Annotated in this window: 14 protein-coding genes; 10 read left to right on the top strand and 4 right to left on the bottom strand. The window is 73.1% G+C overall.

Annotated features, from left to right (window positions below; translation table 11 throughout):
• Positions 1-248: 248 nt before the first annotated feature.
• Both AC07GB_RS21230 and AC07GB_RS21225 read left to right on the top strand, forming a co-directional pair.
• Positions 249-1,085, top strand: coding sequence for a methyltransferase (locus AC07GB_RS21230; protein WP_478847649.1), 837 nt, complete (start codon positions 249-251; stop codon positions 1,083-1,085).
• Positions 1,086-1,386: 301 nt separating this feature from the next.
• Positions 1,387-1,806: a DUF3040 domain-containing protein gene (locus tag AC07GB_RS21225; RefSeq protein ID WP_478847647.1), complete on the top strand. Its 420-nt coding sequence runs from the start codon at positions 1,387-1,389 to the stop codon at positions 1,804-1,806.
• Between the two features lie 384 nt (positions 1,807-2,190).
• On the opposite strand, the gene AC07GB_RS21220 is transcribed toward AC07GB_RS21225, so the two are convergent.
• The 4 genes from AC07GB_RS21220 to AC07GB_RS21205 all read right to left on the bottom strand — a co-directional run bounded on the left by AC07GB_RS21220 (position 2,191) and on the right by AC07GB_RS21205 (position 7,985).
• The gene (locus AC07GB_RS21220) at positions 2,191-4,602 is read right to left on the bottom strand and encodes a transglutaminase TgpA family protein (RefSeq protein WP_478847645.1); all 2,412 of its coding nucleotides are present in this window, start codon (positions 4,600-4,602) and stop codon (positions 2,191-2,193) included.
• Positions 4,599-6,032 (bottom strand): DUF58 domain-containing protein, encoded by a 1,434-nt coding sequence (locus AC07GB_RS21215; protein WP_478847643.1) that lies wholly within the window; start codon positions 6,030-6,032, stop codon positions 4,599-4,601. Before AC07GB_RS21215 ends, AC07GB_RS21220 begins: the two co-directional genes overlap by 4 nt.
• The gene (locus tag AC07GB_RS21210) at positions 6,032-7,051 is read right to left on the bottom strand and encodes an AAA family ATPase (RefSeq protein ID WP_478847641.1); all 1,020 of its coding nucleotides are present in this window, start codon (positions 7,049-7,051) and stop codon (positions 6,032-6,034) included. The genes AC07GB_RS21215 and AC07GB_RS21210 overlap by 1 nt, the downstream gene beginning before the upstream one ends.
• Before the next feature lie 370 nt (positions 7,052-7,421).
• Complete coding sequence (locus AC07GB_RS21205; RefSeq protein WP_478847639.1) at positions 7,422-7,985, bottom strand: beta-class carbonic anhydrase; 564 nt, start codon at positions 7,983-7,985, stop codon at positions 7,422-7,424.
• A gap of 414 nt (positions 7,986-8,399) precedes the next feature.
• Here AC07GB_RS21205 and rsmH point away from each other — a divergent pair, with 414 nt between their 5' ends.
• The 8 genes from rsmH to ftsW all read left to right on the top strand — a co-directional run bounded on the left by rsmH (position 8,400) and on the right by ftsW (position 19,216).
• A complete protein-coding gene (rsmH, locus tag AC07GB_RS21200; RefSeq protein WP_478847637.1) occupies positions 8,400-9,359 on the top strand; it encodes a 16S rRNA (cytosine(1402)-N(4))-methyltransferase RsmH in 960 nt (319 codons plus the stop codon).
• A gap of 103 nt (positions 9,360-9,462) precedes the next feature.
• Positions 9,463-10,032, top strand: coding sequence for a cell division protein FtsL (gene ftsL / locus AC07GB_RS21195; RefSeq protein ID WP_478847635.1), 570 nt, complete (start codon positions 9,463-9,465; stop codon positions 10,030-10,032).
• A 5-nt stretch (positions 10,033-10,037) separates the two neighbouring features.
• On the top strand, positions 10,038-12,038 hold the full coding sequence (locus tag AC07GB_RS21190) for a peptidoglycan D,D-transpeptidase FtsI family protein (RefSeq protein ID WP_478847633.1): 2,001 nt from the start codon (positions 10,038-10,040) through the stop codon (positions 12,036-12,038).
• Positions 12,039-12,050: 12 nt separating this feature from the next.
• Positions 12,051-13,769, top strand: coding sequence for a UDP-N-acetylmuramoyl-L-alanyl-D-glutamate--2,6-diaminopimelate ligase (locus AC07GB_RS21185; protein WP_478847631.1), 1,719 nt, complete (start codon positions 12,051-12,053; stop codon positions 13,767-13,769).
• A gap of 4 nt (positions 13,770-13,773) precedes the next feature.
• Positions 13,774-15,207 carry a UDP-N-acetylmuramoyl-tripeptide--D-alanyl-D-alanine ligase gene (locus tag AC07GB_RS21180; RefSeq protein ID WP_478847629.1) on the top strand — a complete coding sequence of 478 codons (1,434 nt, stop codon included), beginning with the start codon at positions 13,774-13,776 and terminating at the stop codon, positions 15,205-15,207.
• Entirely contained in the window at positions 15,204-16,277 is a 1,074-nt protein-coding gene (mraY, locus tag AC07GB_RS21175) for a phospho-N-acetylmuramoyl-pentapeptide-transferase (RefSeq protein ID WP_478847627.1), read from the top strand. The genes AC07GB_RS21180 and mraY overlap by 4 nt, the downstream gene beginning before the upstream one ends.
• Positions 16,259-17,758 carry a UDP-N-acetylmuramoyl-L-alanine--D-glutamate ligase gene (gene murD, locus AC07GB_RS21170; protein ID WP_478847625.1) on the top strand — a complete coding sequence of 500 codons (1,500 nt, stop codon included), beginning with the start codon at positions 16,259-16,261 and terminating at the stop codon, positions 17,756-17,758. Before mraY ends, murD begins: the two co-directional genes overlap by 19 nt.
• Positions 17,759-17,893: 135 nt before the next feature.
• Positions 17,894-19,216: a putative lipid II flippase FtsW gene (gene ftsW / locus AC07GB_RS21165; RefSeq protein WP_478847623.1), complete on the top strand. Its 1,323-nt coding sequence runs from the start codon at positions 17,894-17,896 to the stop codon at positions 19,214-19,216.

The following is a 19,216-nucleotide window of genomic DNA, read 5'->3' as shown; positions in this document are numbered from 1 at the left end:
CCCCCCCCCCCCCCCCCCCCCCCACCCCCCCCCCCCCCCCCCCCCCCCCCCCCCCCCCCCCCCCCCCCCCCCCCCCCCCCCCCCCCCCCCCCCCCGGCCCGGGCGCGGCCCGGTGCCGACGTGAGCGGCCCCCCGCGCCGCCCGCGCCGACGGATTCCGGGGCACAGGTCCAGAGGCAATAGGGTGGGACCGCCCGTACCCGAACAGCCCGCCGACCCAGGCGGAGCCGCGCCGAGGAGTCAACTGCCGTGTCGGACCCGATGCGCCCGCCCGCCTCCCCCCGCCCCCCGCAAGCGGCGTCGCTGCGCTCCGACCCTCCCCGCCCGCGCGCTTCCCTCCGTACGGCCGTGGTCTGGGAGGTCCTGAAGGACGCCCTCGACCGCCGTGTCAAGGCCACCGCGGGCGACACCCCCGGCGGCCTCGAGGTCCTGGACACCGGCGGCGGCAGTGGCAACTTCGCGGTACCCGTGGCCCGCCTCGGCCACCGCGTCACGGTCGTCGACCCCAGCCCCAACGCGCTGTTCGCGCTGGAGCGCCGCGCCGCCGAGGCGGGCGTGGCCGACCGCGTGCGCGGCGTCCAGGGCGACGTGCACGGCCTCTTCGACGTCGTCGAGCGCGGGGGCTATGACGCGGTGCTCTGCCACGGCGTCCTGGAGTACGTGGACGACCCGGCCGAAGGCGTGCGCAACGCCGTCGGCGCGCTCCGCCCCGCAGGCGTCCTGAGCCTGCTCGCCGCGGGCCTCGGCGGCGCCGTCATCGCCCGTGCCCTCGCCGGACACTTCACCGAGGCCCACACGGCGCTCCAGGACCCGGCCGGGCGCTGGGGCGAGGGCGACCCGGTGCCGCGGCGCTTCACCGCCGAGCAGCTCACCGAGCTGGTCGAGGGCGCGGGCCTGCGCGTGGGCGGCGTGCACGGCGTGCGGGTCTTCGCCGACCTCGTGCCCGGCGTCCTCGTCGACACCGAGCCCGGCGCCCTGGAAGCCCTCCTGAAGCTGGAGGCGGCGGCCGCCGAGCTGTCCGCGTTCCACTCCGTCGCCACCCAGCTCCATGTGCTCGGCGAGACGCCCGAGGCGAGCGGGGCCTGAGCGCCGGCCGGTGCCTGGGGCTCCTGTGACGCCTGGGGCTACCTCGCTGATCAGGGGCGCAGCGGCACATGGAGTACGCCACAGGCCCCCCGAACGGGCTACGGGAGCCGTATGATCGAGGGACACCGTCCGGCATGACAGACCGGCCGCTGGGGAATGCAGGCTTCAGCGAGCCGGAGCGACCTGACGGTCCGGTTTGGCGAAGTTGGCGCAGAGGGGCGGGTTTCACGGGGGCGATTCCCTGCCTATCCTGAAGGGGACCCCCCGGTCGCCCCGGCGACTGCACGATGAGGAGGACTCCGTGCCGCTCTCGGAGCACGAGCAGCGCATGCTCGAGCAAATGGAGCGAGCGCTGTACGCCGAAGATCCCAAGTTCGCGACAGCGCTTGAGGGAAGCGGGCTGCGTACGTACACCCGGAAGCGGGTCTACCAAGCGGTCGCGGGCTTCCTGGTGGGTATCGCCCTCCTCATGGCCGGAATGGTCGCCCAGCTGATCTGGGTGAGCGTGGTGGGATTCCTCGTCATGCTGGGATGCGCGGTGCTCGCCGTCACCGGTTGGCGCAAGGCGCCCAAGCCGGGCGAGCAGGCCCCCGGCACTCCCAGCGGTCCCGCCGCCCCGCACGGGCGGCGGCAGCATCAGCCCAGGCAGCGGCGGTCCGTGATGGACCGCATCGAGCAGCGCTGGCAGCGCCGCAGGGACGAGCAGCAAGGCGGCCAGTAGCCCCCGGAGGACCTCCTCGCCGCGCCTGACTTCCCTGCTCCGCCCAAGGCCCGGTCGCGCACTCGGCGCGCCGGGCCTTGTCGCTGCCCGCCGCCTTCTCCGCCTTCGTCCCCGCCGAAAACCGTCCCATGCCCGGCGCCGGAACCAGGGCCCCGGGGCGCGGCCGACCCCTGTGCCCCGTGCTCCGAACGGCCCCGCGCATCACGCGACCGGCCCCCCGCCCCGGCGATCGGCCCCCGGATCCTCCCTCTCAAGCGTTTGCTCACGCATGTGCACCCGCACATGAGCCGTCGCGGAGGGCCCGCACACGACAGTGGGGTGACCGCGAATCTGCGGTCACCCCACGGACGTTTCGGGCCACGCCAAGGCCGTCAGGACCGGGGCTCAGCCCCCTTCGCGCGCCGCGGGGCGGGCGGGCCAGCGCTTGGCCAGGCGCCCCTGCCACCGGGTGCGCACCCCCGCCCAGCGGTCCGAAAGCGACCACATCACCCGCGCGGCCGAACGCGGCGCGAGCGTCGACCGCAACCGGGCCGACCGGCTCGCGGAGGCCCGCAGACCCTCCCGCAGCCGCCGCACGTCGTCGGGCAGCCCCGTCACGAACCGCGGCTGCGGCGCGTACAGAACCTGCTCCACCGCCGCGGCCACCCGGTGCACGGAGTCCGCCGCACCCGCGTCCAGCTCGCCGACGCGGACGATCCGGGCCGCCGCCGTCCGCGGTGTCAGGGACTCGTCCGGCGGGATGCCGTGGTCCCACGCGGTGTCCGTGACCTCGAGCCAGGCCGCCAGGGTCCGCGTCACCGCGTCCGCCTCCGTGCGCCCGCCGACGCCGAGGCGCAGCGCGCGCACCCGTGTCCGCCACAGCAGCGGCAACAACGGCACCGCGAGGATCGCCAGGCCGGCCAGCGACCCGCCGACGATCATCCCGACCGGTGGCCCGCCGTCGTCGGAGCCCGTCGCGAGCAGTGGCAGCGCGCTGGTGCAGCCGCCCGCCTGCCGCTGGTCGCGCGGGCAGTCCGAGGACTGCGAGGGCCGCGGCGACTCCTCCGCCGACTTGGACGGCTCGGGCACCGCCGGGTCGTCGGTGTCGTCGTCGGACGTCTGGTCACGGGTGTAGTCCGGCACGGTGCCGCGGGTCGGCGTCGGCTCGAAACGGGTCCAGCCCACGCCCTCGAAGTACAGCTCGGGCCAGGCGTGCGCGTCCCGGAGCCCCACCGACATGGTGCCGTCCGCCTGCGCGGAGCCCGGGGTGAAGCCCACGGCCACGCGCGCCGGAATGCCCAGCGTCCGCGCCATCGACGCCATGGCGAAGGAGAAGTGGACGCAGAAGCCCTCCTTCTGGTCCAGGAAGCGCGCGATGGCCGAGGGGCCGCTGCCCGCGCGGACCTGCGTGTTGTACGTGAAGCCGCCGTCGGACGCGAACCAGTCCTGGAGCTTCACCGCCCGCTCGTAGTCGTTCGCCGCGCCGCGGGTGAGCCTCCGGGCCGTCTCACCCACCACCGACGGCAGCGTGTCCGGCACCTTGGTGAACTCCCGCACCACGGCCGCGGGCGCCGGGGGAGCGGCCGCGAGCTGCTCGGCCGTGGGCTCCACGACCAGGCTGTTGACGGAGTACCGCACCCCCCGCGTGGTCTGCCCGCGGTCACCGACCACCGCGCGGCCCACGGGCTCGTACCGCCAGCGCCCGTCGATGCGCACCTGGCTCGCCGGATACGGCATGGGCAGCCAGTTCTGCGCGTAGCCGTCCGCCGCCGAGATGTTCGTCTGGATCTCGGTCCTGCGGACCGTGGGGGACAGGCCCTGCGGGTCGGGGAGGCGCGAGGGGATGTCCTCGATGTCCCGGACGGTGGTCTTCCACGTCGTGCCGTCGAACTTGTCGAGCGACACGATCCGCAGATACATGCCCTGGGAACTCTTCGCGTTCGTGCGGTACGAGATGACCTGGCGGTCCTCCGGCTGGTTCAGGCTGTCCTGGAGCGCGACCAGCGGGTTCACCGCCGAGATCGTGCCGCCTCCGCCGCGGCCGCCGCCCCCCGGCCCGTTCGAGTCGTCCAGGAGACCGCCGTCCAGGGCGGGCAGGCCGAGCGGCACCACCAGGGCGACGCCCAGGGCGACGGCGCCGATGCGCCGGCCCGTGCGCACCGGGGCGAGCGCGCCGCCCTCGCCGTCCAGACCCGCCGAGACCCGGCCCGGCGGCCGGGCCGCCCCGCCGAAGACCCGCCCCCACTGCGAGAGCCGGTCCCGGCCCTCCGCCAGGAGCAGCAGCAGATAGCCGGCCGCCGCGAGCAGGAACCACAGCCACCCCGCGCCGTCCTCGGCGAGGCCCGCCGCGATCGAGTACAGGGCGAGCAGCGGCAGACCGGCCGGCGCGGCCGTGCGGAACGTCACCGCGAGGGCGTCCACCATGAGCCCGACCACGAGGACCCCGCCGACCAGCATCAGGCGGATGCCGTCGGTGAGCGGCGCCGGGATCGCGTACCGGCCGACGTCGTCGCCGCCCGCCTCCAGGAGCAGGCCGAAGTGCCGGAACACCTCGGGGGTGGGGATCACCCCGGCGAGCGCCTGCTCCCGGCCGAAGACCAGGGTCAGGAGCAGCAGCGTGACCAGGGCCTGCGCGCCTACCGTCAGCGGCCGGGCGAGCGGCACCCGCCGCGCGAGGCCGCCCGCGCCGCTCTGCAGCGTGAGCAGGATCGCCGCCTGCACCAGCCAGCCCGACTCGTCGACGAGCGGCAGCATCGCGCCCGACGCCATCAGCGTCGCGGCGGCGGCGCACAGCGCGAGTCGCGTACGCCCACTCATGACCATCCCCCCGTCCCGCCCGCCATCGGACCCGTACTCGCCGTCGGCGCCGCTGCCGCGCTGGTGCGCAGGTGGTCCGCCTGGCGCCACAGGTCGACCAGCGGCACCCCGGGCGGTACGCCGACCGCCGTCCAGCCCGCCTCGTGCAGGAGCCGCAGCCGGTCCGCGGCCCGCGCGGACGGCGGGGCGCCCACGCCGCGCAGCCAGGTGTCGCTGTCCAGGACGAAGGCGACCGCGGCGCCACCGCGCTGACGCGTCCTGGCGATCACCGCGGCCTGCTCCTCGTCCAGATCGCCGAGGAAGGCGACGAGGAGGCCTTCGTTGCCACCGCGGAGCACGTCGTACGCGCGGGAGAGGCCCGCGCCGTCCGAGTGGTCGATCACGGCGAGCGTGTCCATCATCAGCCCGGCCGAGTCGGCGGTCTCCTGGCTCGCGCCCGCGAAGCCGTCGGCGCCCTCGCCGGGCAGCGAGTTGCCGGTGTCCGTCAACAGGCGTACGGAAAAGCCCCGTTCGAGCATGTGGACCAGCGTGGACGCCGCGCCCGAGACCGCCCACTCGAAGGCCGAGTCGGGGCCCGCGCCCTGGTAGGCCACCGCGCGGGTGTCCAGGAGCACCGTGCAGCGGGAGCGCTGCGGCTGCTCCTCGCGGCGCACCATCAGCTCGCCGTAGCGCGCGGTGGAGCGCCAGTGGACGCGGCGCAGGTCGTCGCCGTAGCGGTAGCCGCGCGGAATGACGTCGTCCTCGCCGGCGAGGGCGAGCGACCGGTGCCGTCCCTCGCCGTACCCCTTGGCCTCGCCGGTCAGGCGCACCGCGGGGAGCGCCTCCACGCGCGGGACCACCGTCAGCGTGTCGTACGTGGAGAAGGACCTGGTCAGCTCGCACATCCCGAAGGGGTCGGTGAGGCGCAGCTGGAGCGGGCCCAGCGGATAGCGGCCGCGCAGGTCCGAGCGGACGCGGTAGGACACCTCGCGGCGCCCGCCCTGCTCCACGCGGTCGAGCACGAACCGCGGCCGCGGCCCGAGCACGTACGGAACGCGGTCCTGGAGCATCAGCAGGCCCGTGGGCAGCCGCGAGACGTTCTCCATCCGCAGGTGCACGCGTGCCTCCGAACCGGCGGGCACGCGCGCGGGGGACAGTCGGCGGCTGCCCGCGACGCGGTAGCGCGTGCGGTACAGCACGGCGGAGCACACGAGCGGCAGGACCGCGAGCAGCAGTCCGACCCGCAGCAGGTCGCCCTGGCCGAGCACGTAGGCGCAGACGGCGGCGGCGATGCCCGCGGCGAAGAAGGAGCGGCCCCGGGTGGTGAGCCCGGCGAGCGCCGTGCGAAGACCGCCCCGCTCCCCCCGGTCGCCGCCGGTGCCGCTGTCCCCGGAGCCGTCGGGGCCGCCGGTGCCGCCGGATCGCTCCGGCGGCCTCCCCCCGGCCGTCATCACAGCCTCCGGGCGCCGGGCGGCTGCTGGCCGTAGTACCCCTGGCCGGTCTCCTTGCCCGCCGGGACCGGGGTGCGCTGGAGGATCTCCAGGACGACCGATTCGGCCGTGCGCCGGTTCAACTGGGCCTGGGCCGTGGGCAGCAGCCGGTGCGCGAGGACGGCGACGGCCAGGGCCTGCACGTCGTCCGGCAGGGCGAAGTCACGGCCGCTGAGCGCGGCGGACGCCTTCGCGGCCCGCAGCAGGTGCAGGGTCGCGCGCGGCGAGGCGCCGAGTCTCAGGTCGGGGTGGTTGCGGGTGGCGGCGACCAGGTCGACCGCGTACCGCCGCACGGCCTCGGCGACGTGGACCGTGCGGACCGCGTCGATGAGCTTCACGATGTCGTGCGCGTGCGCCACCGGCTGGAGGTCGTCGAGCGGCGAGGCGCCGCCGTGCACGTCCAGCATCTGCAATTCGGCCTCGGGGCCCGGGTAGCCGATCGACACGCGCGCCATGAAGCGGTCGCGCTGCGCCTCGGGCAGCGGATAGGTGCCCTCCATCTCCACCGGGTTCTGCGTGGCCACGACCATGAACGGGCTGGGCAGCTCGTACGTCTGCCCGTCGATGGTGACCTGGCGCTCCTCCATGGACTCCAGGAGCGCGGACTGCGTCTTCGGGGAAGCGCGGTTGATCTCGTCGCCGATCACGATCTGCGCGAAGATCGCTCCCGGCTTGAACTCGAAGTCACGGCGCTGCTGGTCCCAGATGGACACACCCGTGATGTCCGACGGCAGCAGGTCCGGCGTGAACTGGATACGCCGCACCGAGCAGTCGATGGACCGCGCGAGCGCCTTGGCGAGCATGGTCTTGCCCACGCCCGGAACATCCTCGATGAGCAGGTGCCCCTCGGCGAGGAGCACGGTCAGCGAAAGCCGTACGACCTCCGGCTTGCCCTCGATCACACCCTCGACCGACCCGCGGACACGCTCCGCCGTGGCGGTCAGATCTGTCAGGCTCGCTCGATCGTCATAGGTCGTCACCCGGCCCTCCTCGGCCCTTCCCCACGCTCGGCAAGGAGCAGGGATACCTCTTTGCATGGTTCCCCGGGCCGACACTCGCGTGCGGACCGGCCCACCCCGAAACACGGACACCACGCGTGAATGGTTCAGCGCGGCGCCACACAGGCATTCTTGTTGGGCATACCGGTTCGTGTCACTCGCCTGTGGATAACTGGCGCCGTTATGTCGGATCTTGCGGTGTTTCAGGTGCCGGAAATTGTCCGGTACCCGGTACCTGAGCGTCACGGGCTTTCGATTCGGTCACGCGGGTCCACCGCGGTCACGCGAAGGCGGGGCGGCGCCGCCCCTCGGACGGCGCCGCCGCGCTCAGGCGGGCGGGCGCGGCACCGCCTCAGGCGGGGTCGATCTCGCGCAGCAGGCCCGTGTGCACGTCGAAGACGAATCCGCGGATGTCGTCGGTGTGCAGCAGGAACGGCGAGGTGCGCACGCGCTGCATCGACTGCCGCACGTCCTGGTCGACGTCGCGGAAGGACTCCACGGCCCACGAGGGGCGCTGGCCGACCTCCATCTCGAGGTCGTGCCGGAACTCCTCGGTGAGGGACTCGAGGCCGCAGCCGGTGTGGTGGATGAGGGCCACGCTGCGGGTGCCGAGCGCGCGCTGGCTGATGGTGAGCGAGCGGATGACGTCGTCGGTGACGACGCCGCCGGCGTTGCGGATGGTGTGGCAGTCACCGAGTTCGAGGCCGAGTGCGGCGTGCAGGTCGAGGCGGGCGTCCATGCAGGCCACGACCGCGACCCGCAGCACGGGCCGGGCGTCCATGCCGGGGTCGGTGAAGTCCGCCGCGTAGCGGGTGTTCGCGTCGACCAGGCGGTCGGTGACGGTGCCACCCTCGCGTGCGCCGCCGGTGGGTATGGCGCCTTCGGGCTCGGTGGGGAGGGATGCGGAAGTCGTCATGGCTATGACGGTAGTGGTCACAGCGGGTGCGGTCCTGTTGTGAGAGGGGACAAAGAACGTCATTGAACGTTGTTGTGAGGTAACCCACAGGGGTGGGCGCTGGGCCGCCGAACGGGTGAAGCGGCGCTGATCACAGGTGTGATCGCGGCCGGGCCGCGCCGCGCAGGCCGGTTGATTGACCGCGAGACACGGTGGACTAAAGTGACGCGAAGCGGGAGCGGAGACCTGCTCCCCGCTGGTACATCCGGAGATTCGCAGAATTCCCCACGTGCGTGGCGCGTACGTACGGCTCGGCCTCCTCCCGCTCCCGGTCGGCTGACGCCGCCTCCCCGGCGCCGGCATCCGGTTCCCCTTCACCGAGCGGGCGGGGACCCGGCGGTGCGTACGTCGCTCCGCCGGACCTGAGAGGGCCCCTTGAGCAGCAGTCGACATGTCCCGGTGATGCTCCAGCGGTGCCTGGACCTGCTGGCCCCCGCGCTCACGCGGCCGGGAGCCGTCGTCGTCGACTGCACCCTCGGCCTCGGCGGCCACAGCGAGGCCCTCCTCGCCGCCTTCCCCGAGGCCCGCCTCATCGCCCTGGACCGGGACAAGGAGGCGCTGCGCCTGTCCGGCGAGCGGCTCGCGCCCTACGGCGAGCGCGCCACCCTCGTCCACGCGGTCTACGACGAGCTGCCCGAGGTGCTCGAAAGGCTCGGCGTCCCGCAGGTCCAGGGCGTCCTGTTCGACCTCGGCGTCTCCTCCATGCAGCTAGACGAGGCGGACCGCGGCTTCGCCTACGCCCAGGACGCGCCCCTCGACATGCGCATGGACCAGACGACCGGCGTCAGCGCCGCCGAGGTCCTCAACACCTACCCGGCCGGGGAGCTGGTGCGGATCCTGCGCGCGTACGGCGAGGAGAAGCAGGCCAAGCGGATCGTGTCCGCCGTGGTGCGCGAGCGCGACAAGGAGCCCTTCAGCAACAGCGCGCGACTCGTGGAGCTGATCCGGGACGCGCTGCCGCAGGCCGCCAAGCGCACCGGGGGCAACCCCGCCAAGCGCACCTTCCAGGCCCTGCGCATCGAGGTCAACGGCGAGCTGAGCGTCCTGGAGCGGGCCATCCCCGCGGCCGTGAAGGCGCTTGCCGTGGACGGCCGCATCGCCGTCCTGTCGTACCACTCGCTGGAGGACCGGCTGGTCAAGCAGGTGCTCGCGGCGGGTGCCGCGACGACGGCGCCGCCCGGCCTGCCGGTCGTGCCCGAGGAGTACCAGCCGCGGCTCAAGCTTCTGACGCGCGGTGCCGAACTGCCCACCGAGGAGGAGATCGCGGAGAACCGCAGGGCCGCGCCCGCGCGGCTGCGCGGCGCGCAGCGCATCCGCGAGGACGTCACCCGGTGAGCGGCGTCCGGTGAGAGGCGTCCGCGTGCCGCCCGCCTGACCGGGGCGGCCCGCGGTGAGAGGTCCGCATGACCGAGGTGGCTTCGTGAAGGAGGTGGCTGGAGTGAGCAAGAGACCGCAGCTGCGGGGGAGGGCGGCGCAGCTCGCGCGGCTGCTGCCCGCGGGCCCGAGCCAGGCGGCGCGCACCCCCTTCATGCTCCTGGTGGTGCTGCTGCTCGGCGGCGGCCTGATCACGCTCCTGCTGCTCAACTCCTCGCTCAACGAAGGCTCCTTCCAGCTCAGCAAGTTGAAGAAGGAGACCCAGGAGCTGACCGACGAGGAGCAGCAGCTCCAGCGGGAGGTCGACGAGTACGCCGCCCCGGGCGCGCTCCAGCGCCGCGCCCGCGAGCTAGGCATGGTCCCCGGCGGCGACCCGGCCTTCTTGAACCCCGACGGCACCGTCCGCGGCGTCCCGGGTGCCGCGGCCGGGCCCTCCGCCGTGCGCGAGTCCGCGGCGCGCCCGCCCGCGCCGCTGCCCCCGGCCCCTGCGCGGGCCCCCGAGGCGCTGCCCGCGCCCGGGGCGGGGCCGTCCCGGGTGCCGAGCCCCGCGGCCGTGCCGCCCGCGGGTGGCACGGCGGCCGGCGCCGTCCCGCCCCCTCCCGCGAAGCCCGTACCCACGACCTCCGGCAGGTGACGTAAGTGACGGACCGTCAGCCGCCGCCCCGGCGCCGCGTCCCCGGACCGGCCCGCCCCGTCCGGCCCGCGCGGAACGGCGGGCCGCGCCGCCCGCAGCAGGGCCGCCGCCCCCGCTCCGCCGCGGGCCGGGCCAAGCCGCTGCGCCTGGGCAGCCCCCGGCCCCGCCTCCGCCTGGTCAGCCTGGCCCTGACCCTGGTGATGCTGGCGTTCGTGGTGCGGCTCCTCCAGGTCCAGGCCGTCGACGCCGACGCGTACGCCGCCAAGGCGGAGAAGAACCGGTACTCCAGTCACAAGATCGCCGCCGAGCGCGGGGCCATCACCGACCGCAGGGGCGTCGAGCTGGCCACCAGCGTGGACGCGTACGACATCACGGCCGACCCCACGCTCTTCACGGCCGACGAGACGAAGGTCAAGGACGCGCCCGAGCAGGCCGCGGCCCTGCTCGCGCCGATCCTCGACGAGGACAGCGACGCCGTCGCCAAGAAGCTCAGGACGCCCAAGACCCGCTTCACGCTGCTCTCCCGCCGCGAGACCCCGCAGGTGTGGAAGCAGATCAAGGACCTGCGTGCCACGCTCGCCGAGAAGGCGCGGGCCGACACCGAGGCGGTGAACGTCCTCGCCGGTGTCTTCGCCGTGCCCACCAGCAAGCGCGTGTACCCGAACGACGACCTGGCCGCCGGGATACTGGGCTGGGTCAACGCCGACGGCAAGGGCGGCGGCGGCATCGAGCAGCAGCTCGACAAGGACCTCGCGGGCAAGCGCGGCGAGATCCGCTACGCCCAGTCGGGCGGCCGCCAGGTGCCGACCGCGGGCACCAACGAGAAGCCCGCGGTGCCCGGCTCCGACGTCGAGCTGACCATCGACCGCGACATCCAGTGGGCCGCGCAGGACGCCATCACCGAGCAGGTCAAGAAGTCCCGCGCGGACCGCGGCTACGTGATCGTGCAGGACACCCGCACCGGCGAGGTCCTCGCCATGGCCAACGCGCCCGGCTTCGACCCCAACGACCTGTCGCGGGCCACGAGCGGAAGCCTCGGCAACGCGGCGGTGCAGGACGCCTACGAACCGGGCTCCACCGCCAAGGTCATGTCGATGGCCGCCGTCCTGGAGGAGAACGCGGCCACGCCCCACACCCGGGTGACCGTCCCCAACCGCCTGCACCGCGGCGACCGGCTCTTCCAGGACGACATCGACCACCCGACCTGGTACCTCACGCTCAACGGCGTGCTCGCCAAGTCCAGCAACATCGGCACGATCCTCGCCACCGGAGAGCTGGGGAACACCCAGAAGCAGGTGAACCGGACCCTCTACGGATACCTGCGGAAGTTCGGCCTCGGACAGCCCAGCGGCCTCGGGTTCCCGGGCGAGACCAAGGGCATCCTCGCGCCGCCCGACAAGTGGTCCACCTCGCAGCAGTTCACCATCCCCTTCGGCCAGGGCGTCTCCATCAACGCCATGCAGGCGGCCTCCGTGTACTCGACCATCGCCAACAACGGCGTGCGGATCGAGCCCACCCTCGTGCGCGGCACCAAGGGGCCCGACGGCCGCTTCACCCCCGCGCCCGCGCCCGCCAAGAACCGCGTCGTCAGCAAGAAGACCGCGAACACCGTCGCGCGGATGCTGGAGTCCGTCGTCGACGACGAACAAGGCACCGGCACCAAGGCGCGCATCCCCGGCTACCGTGTCGCGGGCAAGACCGGCACCGCCAACCGCGTCGACCCGCAGACCGGCCGCTACCGCGGCTACACCTCGTCCTTCGCCGGGTTCGCGCCCGCCGACAAGCCGCGCGTCACCGTCTACTGCGTCATCCAGAACGCCAAGAAGGGCAGCTACTTCGGCGGCCAGATCTGCGGGCCCATCTACAAGAAGGTCATGCAGTTCTCCCTGAAGACCCTCCAGGTGCCGCCCACAGGGCACGCCCCCGCCCGGCTTCCGGTCACCTTCACCCCGGGCGGACCCGAGACGCCCGGCCGCCCTCCGGCCACCGACAAGCCGGGCCGCTGAGCGGGGTCCGCCGTGACGACGATCACCCCGGATCCGGGGAACCGCACACCAGGGCCCCTCCCTTTTGGCCCCAGCGGGGGTACGCCCGGTACGCTCACCGCCGTGCCACACGCTGATCAGTCCCAAACCACCCAGAAGGACGCTCCCGTGACCTATCCGGGACCGCCGAGGCCGGCCCAGGTCTCCGCCACCCCCCTCGCGGAGCTAGCCGATCAGCTGGGGGCCGCGGCCCCGGGCACCGCGCCGGGCTCCACCGGCGTCACCGGCATCACCCACGACTCGCGGGCCGTGCGCCCCGGCGACCTGTACGTCGCGCTGCCTGGCGCCCGCATGCACGGCGCCGACTTCGTCGCCCAGGCCGCCGGCCACGGCGCCGCCGCCATCCTCACCGACCCGACGGGCGCCGAGCGCGCCGCCGCCACCGGCCTGCCGGTCCTCGTCGTCGACGACCCGCGCGGCCACATGGGCGAGCTGGCCGCCACGGTCTACGGCCACCCCGGCCGCGACCTGCTCCAGATCGGCATCACCGGTACGTCCGGCAAGACGACCACCGCGTACCTCATGGAGGGCGGTCTGCGGCAGGTCCGCCAGAATCATGGGAGCCGACGCGGAGCGGCGTCGGTTGAGGGCGGTGGCGGGCGACGGGTGGGCCTCATCGGCACGGTGGAGATGCGCATCGGCGACGAGCGCATCAAGTCCGAGCGCACCACGCCCGAAGCCACCGACCTCCAGGCGCTGTTCGCGGTGATGCGCGAGCGCGGCGTCCAGGCGGTCGCGATGGAGGTCTCCAGCCACGCCCTGGTGCTCGGGCGCGTGGACGGCTGCGTGTTCGACGTGGCCGTGTTCAACAACCTGAGCCCGGAGCACATGGAGTTCCACTCCGACATGGAGGACTACTTCCGGGCCAAGGCGCAGCTGTTCACCCAGCGCCGCGCGCGGCTCGGCGTCGTCAACTACGACGACGAGTACGGCCGCAGACTCCTGACCGAGTCCGAGGTGCCGGTCACCAGCTTCTCCGCCGAGGGCCACCCGGACGCCGACTGGCGCGCCGAGGACGTGCAGGTGGGTCCGCTGGACTCCGCGTTCACCGCCGTGGGTCCCAAGGGCGAGCGGATCTCCGCGAGGTCGCCGCTCGCGGGCCCGTTCAACGTGGCCAACACGCTCGCCGCGATCGTCGCGCTCGCCGTCGCCGGGATCGACCCGCAGACCGCGGCCGACGGCGTCGCCGCGGTGCCCGGGGTCCCGGGCCGCCTGGAGCGCGTCGACGTCGGCCAGGGCTACCTCGCGGTCGTCGACTACGCCCACAAGACGGACGCCGTCGAATCGGTCCTGCGCGCGCTGCGCAAGGTCACCGAGGGCAAGCTGCACATCGTGCTCGGCTGCGGCGGCGACCGCGACCAGACCAAGCGCAGGCCGATGGGCGCCGCCGCGGCCCGGCTCGCCGACACCGCCGTACTGACCTCCGACAACCCCCGCTCCGAAGACCCCCTCGCGATCCTCGCCACCATGCTCGCGGGCGCCGCGGAGGTGCCCGCCCACGAGCGCGGCGAGGTCGCCGTCTTCGAGGACCGGGCCGCCGCGATCGCCGCGGCCGTCGCCCGCGCCGAGCCCGGCGACACCGTCCTCGTCGCGGGCAAGGGCCACGAGCAGGGCCAGGACATCGCCGGAGTGGTCCGTCCCTTCGACGACCGCCAGGTGCTTCGCGAAGCTATCCAGCAAACCCAGGGATGAAGTTGTGATCGCCCTCTCCCTCGCCGAGATCGCCACCGTCGTCGGCGGGCAGACGTACGACATACCGGATCCGTCGGTCCGGGTCACCGCGCCGGTCGTCCGGGACTCCCGTGAGGTGGAGCCCGGCGGCCTGTTCGTCGCTTTCGTCGGCGAGCGCGTCGACGGCCACGACTACGCCGCGCAGGTCGTCGCGGCGGGAGCCGTCGCCGTCCTCGCGCAGCGGCCCGTCGGCGTGCCCGCCGTCGTCGTCGACGACGTGCAGGCGGCGCTCGGCGCGCTCGCCCGGCACGTGGTGGCCCGGCTCGGCGCCACCCTCGTGGCCCTCACCGGCTCCGCGGGCAAGACCAGCACCAAGGACCTGATCGCGCAGGTGCTCCAGCGCGCGGCGCCGACGGTGTGGACGCCCGGCTCGTTCAACAACGAGATCGGCCTGCCGCTGACCGCCCTGACCGCCACCGAGGAGACCCGGTTCCTGGTCCTGGAGATGGGCGCGCGCGGCAAGGGCCACATCCGGTACCTGACCGGGCTCACGCCGCCGCGGGTCGGCGTCGTCCTGAACGTCGGCACCGCCCACATCGGCGAGTTCGGCGGCCGTGAGCAGATCGCGGAAGCAAAGGGCGAGCTGGTCGAGAGCCTCCCCGCGGACGGCACCGCGATCCTCAACGCCGACGACCCGCTGGTGCGCGCGATGGCCACGCGGACACGGGCGCGCGTGCTGCTCTTCGGAGAGGCCGACGACGCCGACGTACGCGCCGAGAATGTCCGTCTCACGGAGAACGGACAGCCGGCCTTCACGCTGCACACACCCTCCGGGTGCAGCGACGTGCGACTGCGCCTGTACGGTGAGCACCACGTGTCGAACGCGCTCGCCGCGGCCGCCGTCGCCCATGACCTTGGCATGTCCGTGGACGAGATCGCCCTCGCGCTCTCCGAGGCGGGCACGCTGTCCCGCTGGCGTATGGAGGTCACCGAGCGCCCGGACGGCGTGACGGTCGTCAACGACGCCTACAACGCGAACCCCGAGTCCATGCGCGCCGCCCTGCGTGCGCTGGCCGCCATGGGCAAGGCCGCACAGGCAAAGGGAGGTCGCACGTGGGCGGTGCTCGGCCACATGGCCGAGCTCGGGGACGAGGGGCTCGCCGAGCACGACGCGGTCGGACGCCTTGCCGTCCGGCTGAACGTGAACAAGCTCGTGGCAGTCGGGGGCAGGGAAGCGTCCTGGCTCCAACTGGGCGCATACAACGAGGGTTCGTGGGGTGAGGAGTCGGTGCACGTGTCCGACGCACAGGCGGCGATCGACCTGCTGCGCAGCGAGCTGCGCCCAGGAGACGTCGTGCTGGTGAAGGCGTCCAGATCGGTGGGCCTCGAGAGCGTCGCCCAGACGCTCGCGGCGGACACCGCCGCCGGCACCGCGACGGGCGGAGTTGACGCCCGATGATGAAGCAAGTGCTGTTCGCGGGTGTGATCGGGCTCTTCCTGACCCTGGTCGGGACGCCCCTGCTGATCAAGCTCCTGGCACGCAAGGGCTATGGCCAGTACATCCGCGACGACGGCCCGCGCGAGCACCACAGCAAGCGCGGTACGCCGACCATGGGTGGTATCGCCTTCATCCTGGCGACCCTCATCGCGTACTTCCTGAGCAAGATCATCACGGGTGCCGAGCCCACGATCTCGGGTCTGCTCGTGCTCGGACTGATGGCGGGCATGGGCCTGGTCGGCTTCCTCGACGACTACATCAAGATCGTCAAGCGGCGCTCCCTCGGTCTGCGCGCCAAGGCGAAGATGGCCGGACAGCTGATCGTCGGCATCGCCTTCGCCGTCATCTCGCTCCAGTTCGCCGACGGCAGGGGCCAGACCCCGGCGTCCACGAAGCTGTCGTTCGTGGAGGACTTCGGCTGGTCGATCGGCCCGGTCCTGTTCGTCGTCTGGGCGCTGTTCATGATCCTGGCGATGTCGAACGGCGTGAACCTCACCGACGGCCTCGACGGCCTCGCCACCGGCGCCTCCGTGATGGTCTTCGGCGCGTACACGTTCATCGGCGTCTGGCAGTTCCAGGAGTCCTGCGCCAACGCCCAGGACCTCACCAACCCGGCCGCCTGTTTCGAGGTCAGAGACCCGCTCGACCTGGCCGTCGTGGCCTCCGCGCTGATGGGTGCCTGCTTCGGCTTCCTGTGGTGGAACACCTCGCCCGCCAAGATCTTCATGGGCGACACCGGTTCGCTCGCCCTCGGCGGCGCGCTCGCGGGCCTCGCCATCTGCTCCCGCACGGAGCTGCTGCTCGCGCTCCTCGGCGGCCTCTTCGTCCTCATCACCATGTCGGTGGTCATCCAGGTCGGCTCCTTCCGGCTGACCGGTAAGCGGGTCTTCCGGATGGCGCCACTGCAACACCACTTCGAACTCAAGGGCTGGTCCGAAGTCCTGGTCGTGGTCCGCTTCTGGATCATCCAGGGCATGTGCGTCATCGTCGGACTCGGCCTCTTCTACGCCGGATGGGCAGCCAAGAAGTGACCCCCTCGCTGGACTCCTGGAAGGGCCTGCACGTCACCGTCGCCGGGCTCGGCGTCAGCGGCGTCAGCGCCGCGCGCGCCCTCGCGGGCCTCGGTGCCGCCGTGACCGTCGTGGACGGCGGCTCGGGCCCCGCGCTCGACGCGCGGGCCGCCGACCTCGCCGCCGCGGGCGTCGCCGTGCGCCTCGGGGACGCGGAGACGCTGCCCGAGGGGACCGGTCTCGTCGTCACCTCGCCGGGCTGGAAGCCGGACAGCCCGCTGTTCGCGGCCGCCGCCGCCGCGGGCGTCGACGTCATCGGCGACGTGGAGGTCGCCTGGCGCCTGCGCGGCCCCGGCGCCGCCCCCTGGCTCGCCGTCACCGGCACCAACGGCAAGACCACGACGACGCAGATGCTGGCGTCGATCCTGCGCGCCGCGGGCCTGCGCACCGCCGCCGTCGGCAACATCGGTACGCCGATCGTCGATGTCGTCCTGGAAGACAGGGCGGCGCGCGAAGCGCGTTCGGTTGAGGGCGGTGGTGGGCGACGGGAGGGCGACGCCTACGACGTCCTGGCCGTCGAGCTGTCCAGCTATCAGCTGCACTGGGCGCCCTCCCTGCGCGCGCACTCCGCCGCCGTACTGAACCTCGCGCCCGACCACCTCGACTGGCACGGCTCCATGGAGGCGTACGCCGCCGACAAGGGCCGGATCTACGAGGGCAACCAGGTGGCCTGCGTCTACAACGTGGATGCCACCGACAAGCCGTCGACCGAGGACCTGGTCCGCGCGGCCGACGTCGAGGAGGGCTGCCGCGCCATCGGCTTCACGCTGAACACCCCGGCCCCCTCGCAACTCGGCGTCGTGGAGGGCATCCTGGTGGATCGTGCCTTCGTACCGGACCGCCAGAAGCAGGCCCAGGAGCTGGCCGAGGTCTCCGACGTGCGCCCTCCGGCCCCGCACAACATCGCCAACGCCCTCGCGGCGGCCGCGCTCGCGCGCGCCTTCGGCGTGGCCCCGCAGGCCGTCCGCGACGGCCTGCGGGCCTTCAGCCCGGACGCCCACCGCATCGAGCACGTCGCCGACGTGGCCGGCGTCGCCTACGTCGACGACTCCAAGGCCACCAACACCCACGCGGCCCAGGCCTCGTTGGCGGCGTACGAGTCGATCGTGTGGATCGCGGGCGGGCTCGCCAAGGGCGCGACCTTCGACGAGCTGGTCGCCGCGTCGGCGAAGCGGCTGCGCGGCGCCGTCCTGATCGGCGCCGACCGCGCCCTGATCAGGGAAGCCCTCGCGCGACACGCGCCGGAAGTACCCGTCGTCGACCTCGACCGGACCGACACTGGGGCGATGGCCGAGGCGGTCCGCCGGGCGGCACGGCTCGCAGCGCCGGGGGACACCGTCCTGATGGCTCCGGCCTGTGCGTCGATGGACATGTTCACCAACTACAACAAACGTGGTGACGCGTTCGCGGAAGCGGTTCGCGAACTCGGCGCGAGCGCCTGACACGGGCCCGCGAGGGCGCCGTCGTCAGGCACCCGGCACCGTGAGGAGGGCACACGTGAAAGCGTCGGCGTGGTGGGTGTGGGGGCGTTCCCGGGTACGGCCGTGCGCCGGGCGCGCCGGTCTGGGGCGGCGTTGATGGCCGGGCGCGCCCCGGTCCGTACGCCCCGCGTCCCGCGTACGCCGAAACGGCCGGCCCGCCCGCGCAGCACCCCCGTGCCGCGCGAGAGCCCCGTGAGAGGGCTCTACGTCAAGGCACGGCGGGCCTGGGACCGGCCGCTGACCGCGTACTACCTGATCTTCGGGGCGGCGCTGCTGATCACCGCTCTCGGCCTGGTGATGGTCTACTCGGCGTCGATGATCCAGGCGTTGCAGCTCAACCTGCCCGCCTCGTACTTCTTCCGCAAGCAGTTCGTCGCCGCGGTGCTCGGCTCCGCGCTGCTGCTCGTCGCCATGCGGATGCCGGTCAAGCTGCACCGGGCCCTGTCCTACCCGATCCTCGCGGCCTCCGTCTTCCTGATGGTCCTCGTCCAGATCCCCGGGATAGGGCGCAGCGTCAACGGCAATCAGAACTGGATCTATTTGGGGGGTCCGTTCCAGCTCCAGCCCAGCGAGTTCGGCAAGCTCGCCCTCGTCCTGTGGGGCGCCGACCTGCTGGCGCGCAAACAGGACAAGCGGCTGCTCACGCAGTGGAAGCACATGCTGGTGCCGCTCGTGCCCGTCACCTTCATGCTGCTCGGCCTGATCATGCTGGGCGGCGACATGGGCACGGCGATCATCCTCACCGCGATCCTGTTCGGCCTGCTCTGGCTGGCCGGGGCGCCCACGCGGCTCTTCGCGGGCGTCCTGAGCATCGCGGCCGTCCTCGGTGTGATCCTCATCAAGACCAGCCCCAACCGCATGGCGCGCCTGGAGTGCATCGGCGCGACCGAGCCGGGCCCCGGCGACTCCTGCTGGCAGGCGGTGCACGGCATCTACGCCCTCGCCTCCGGCGGATTCTTCGGTTCCGGACTGGGCGCGAGTGTGGAAAAATGGGGTCAACTACCCGAACCCCACACCGACTTCATCTTCGCCATCACCGGTGAGGAACTCGGTCTCGCGGGGACACTGTCGGTGCTCGCCCTGTTCGCGGCTCTAGGCTATGCGGGTATCCGCGTGGCCGGACGCACGGAGGACCCCTTCGTGAGGTATGCCGCGGGAGGTGTGACCACCTGGATCACGGCCCAGGCCGTGGTCAACATCGGTGCGGTGCTCGGCCTGCTGCCGATCGCCGGTGTCCCGCTCCCGCTGTTCTCCTACGGAGGCTCAGCCCTGCTGCCGACCATGTTCGCCGTCGGACTCCTCATCGCCTTCGCGCGACAGGACCCCGCGGCGAAGGCGGCCCTGGCCATGCGGCAACCTCGGGTGAGATGGAACACGATGCGACGGCGCGTCAAGGCGCGTTCGTCCGGAGAGCGGTGA

The sequence above is a fragment of the Streptomyces sp. NPDC045778 genome, from assembly GCF_056431945.1.
The sequence above is the reverse complement of the archived record's forward strand: the minus strand, read 5'-3'. Positions and strand labels throughout refer to the sequence as shown.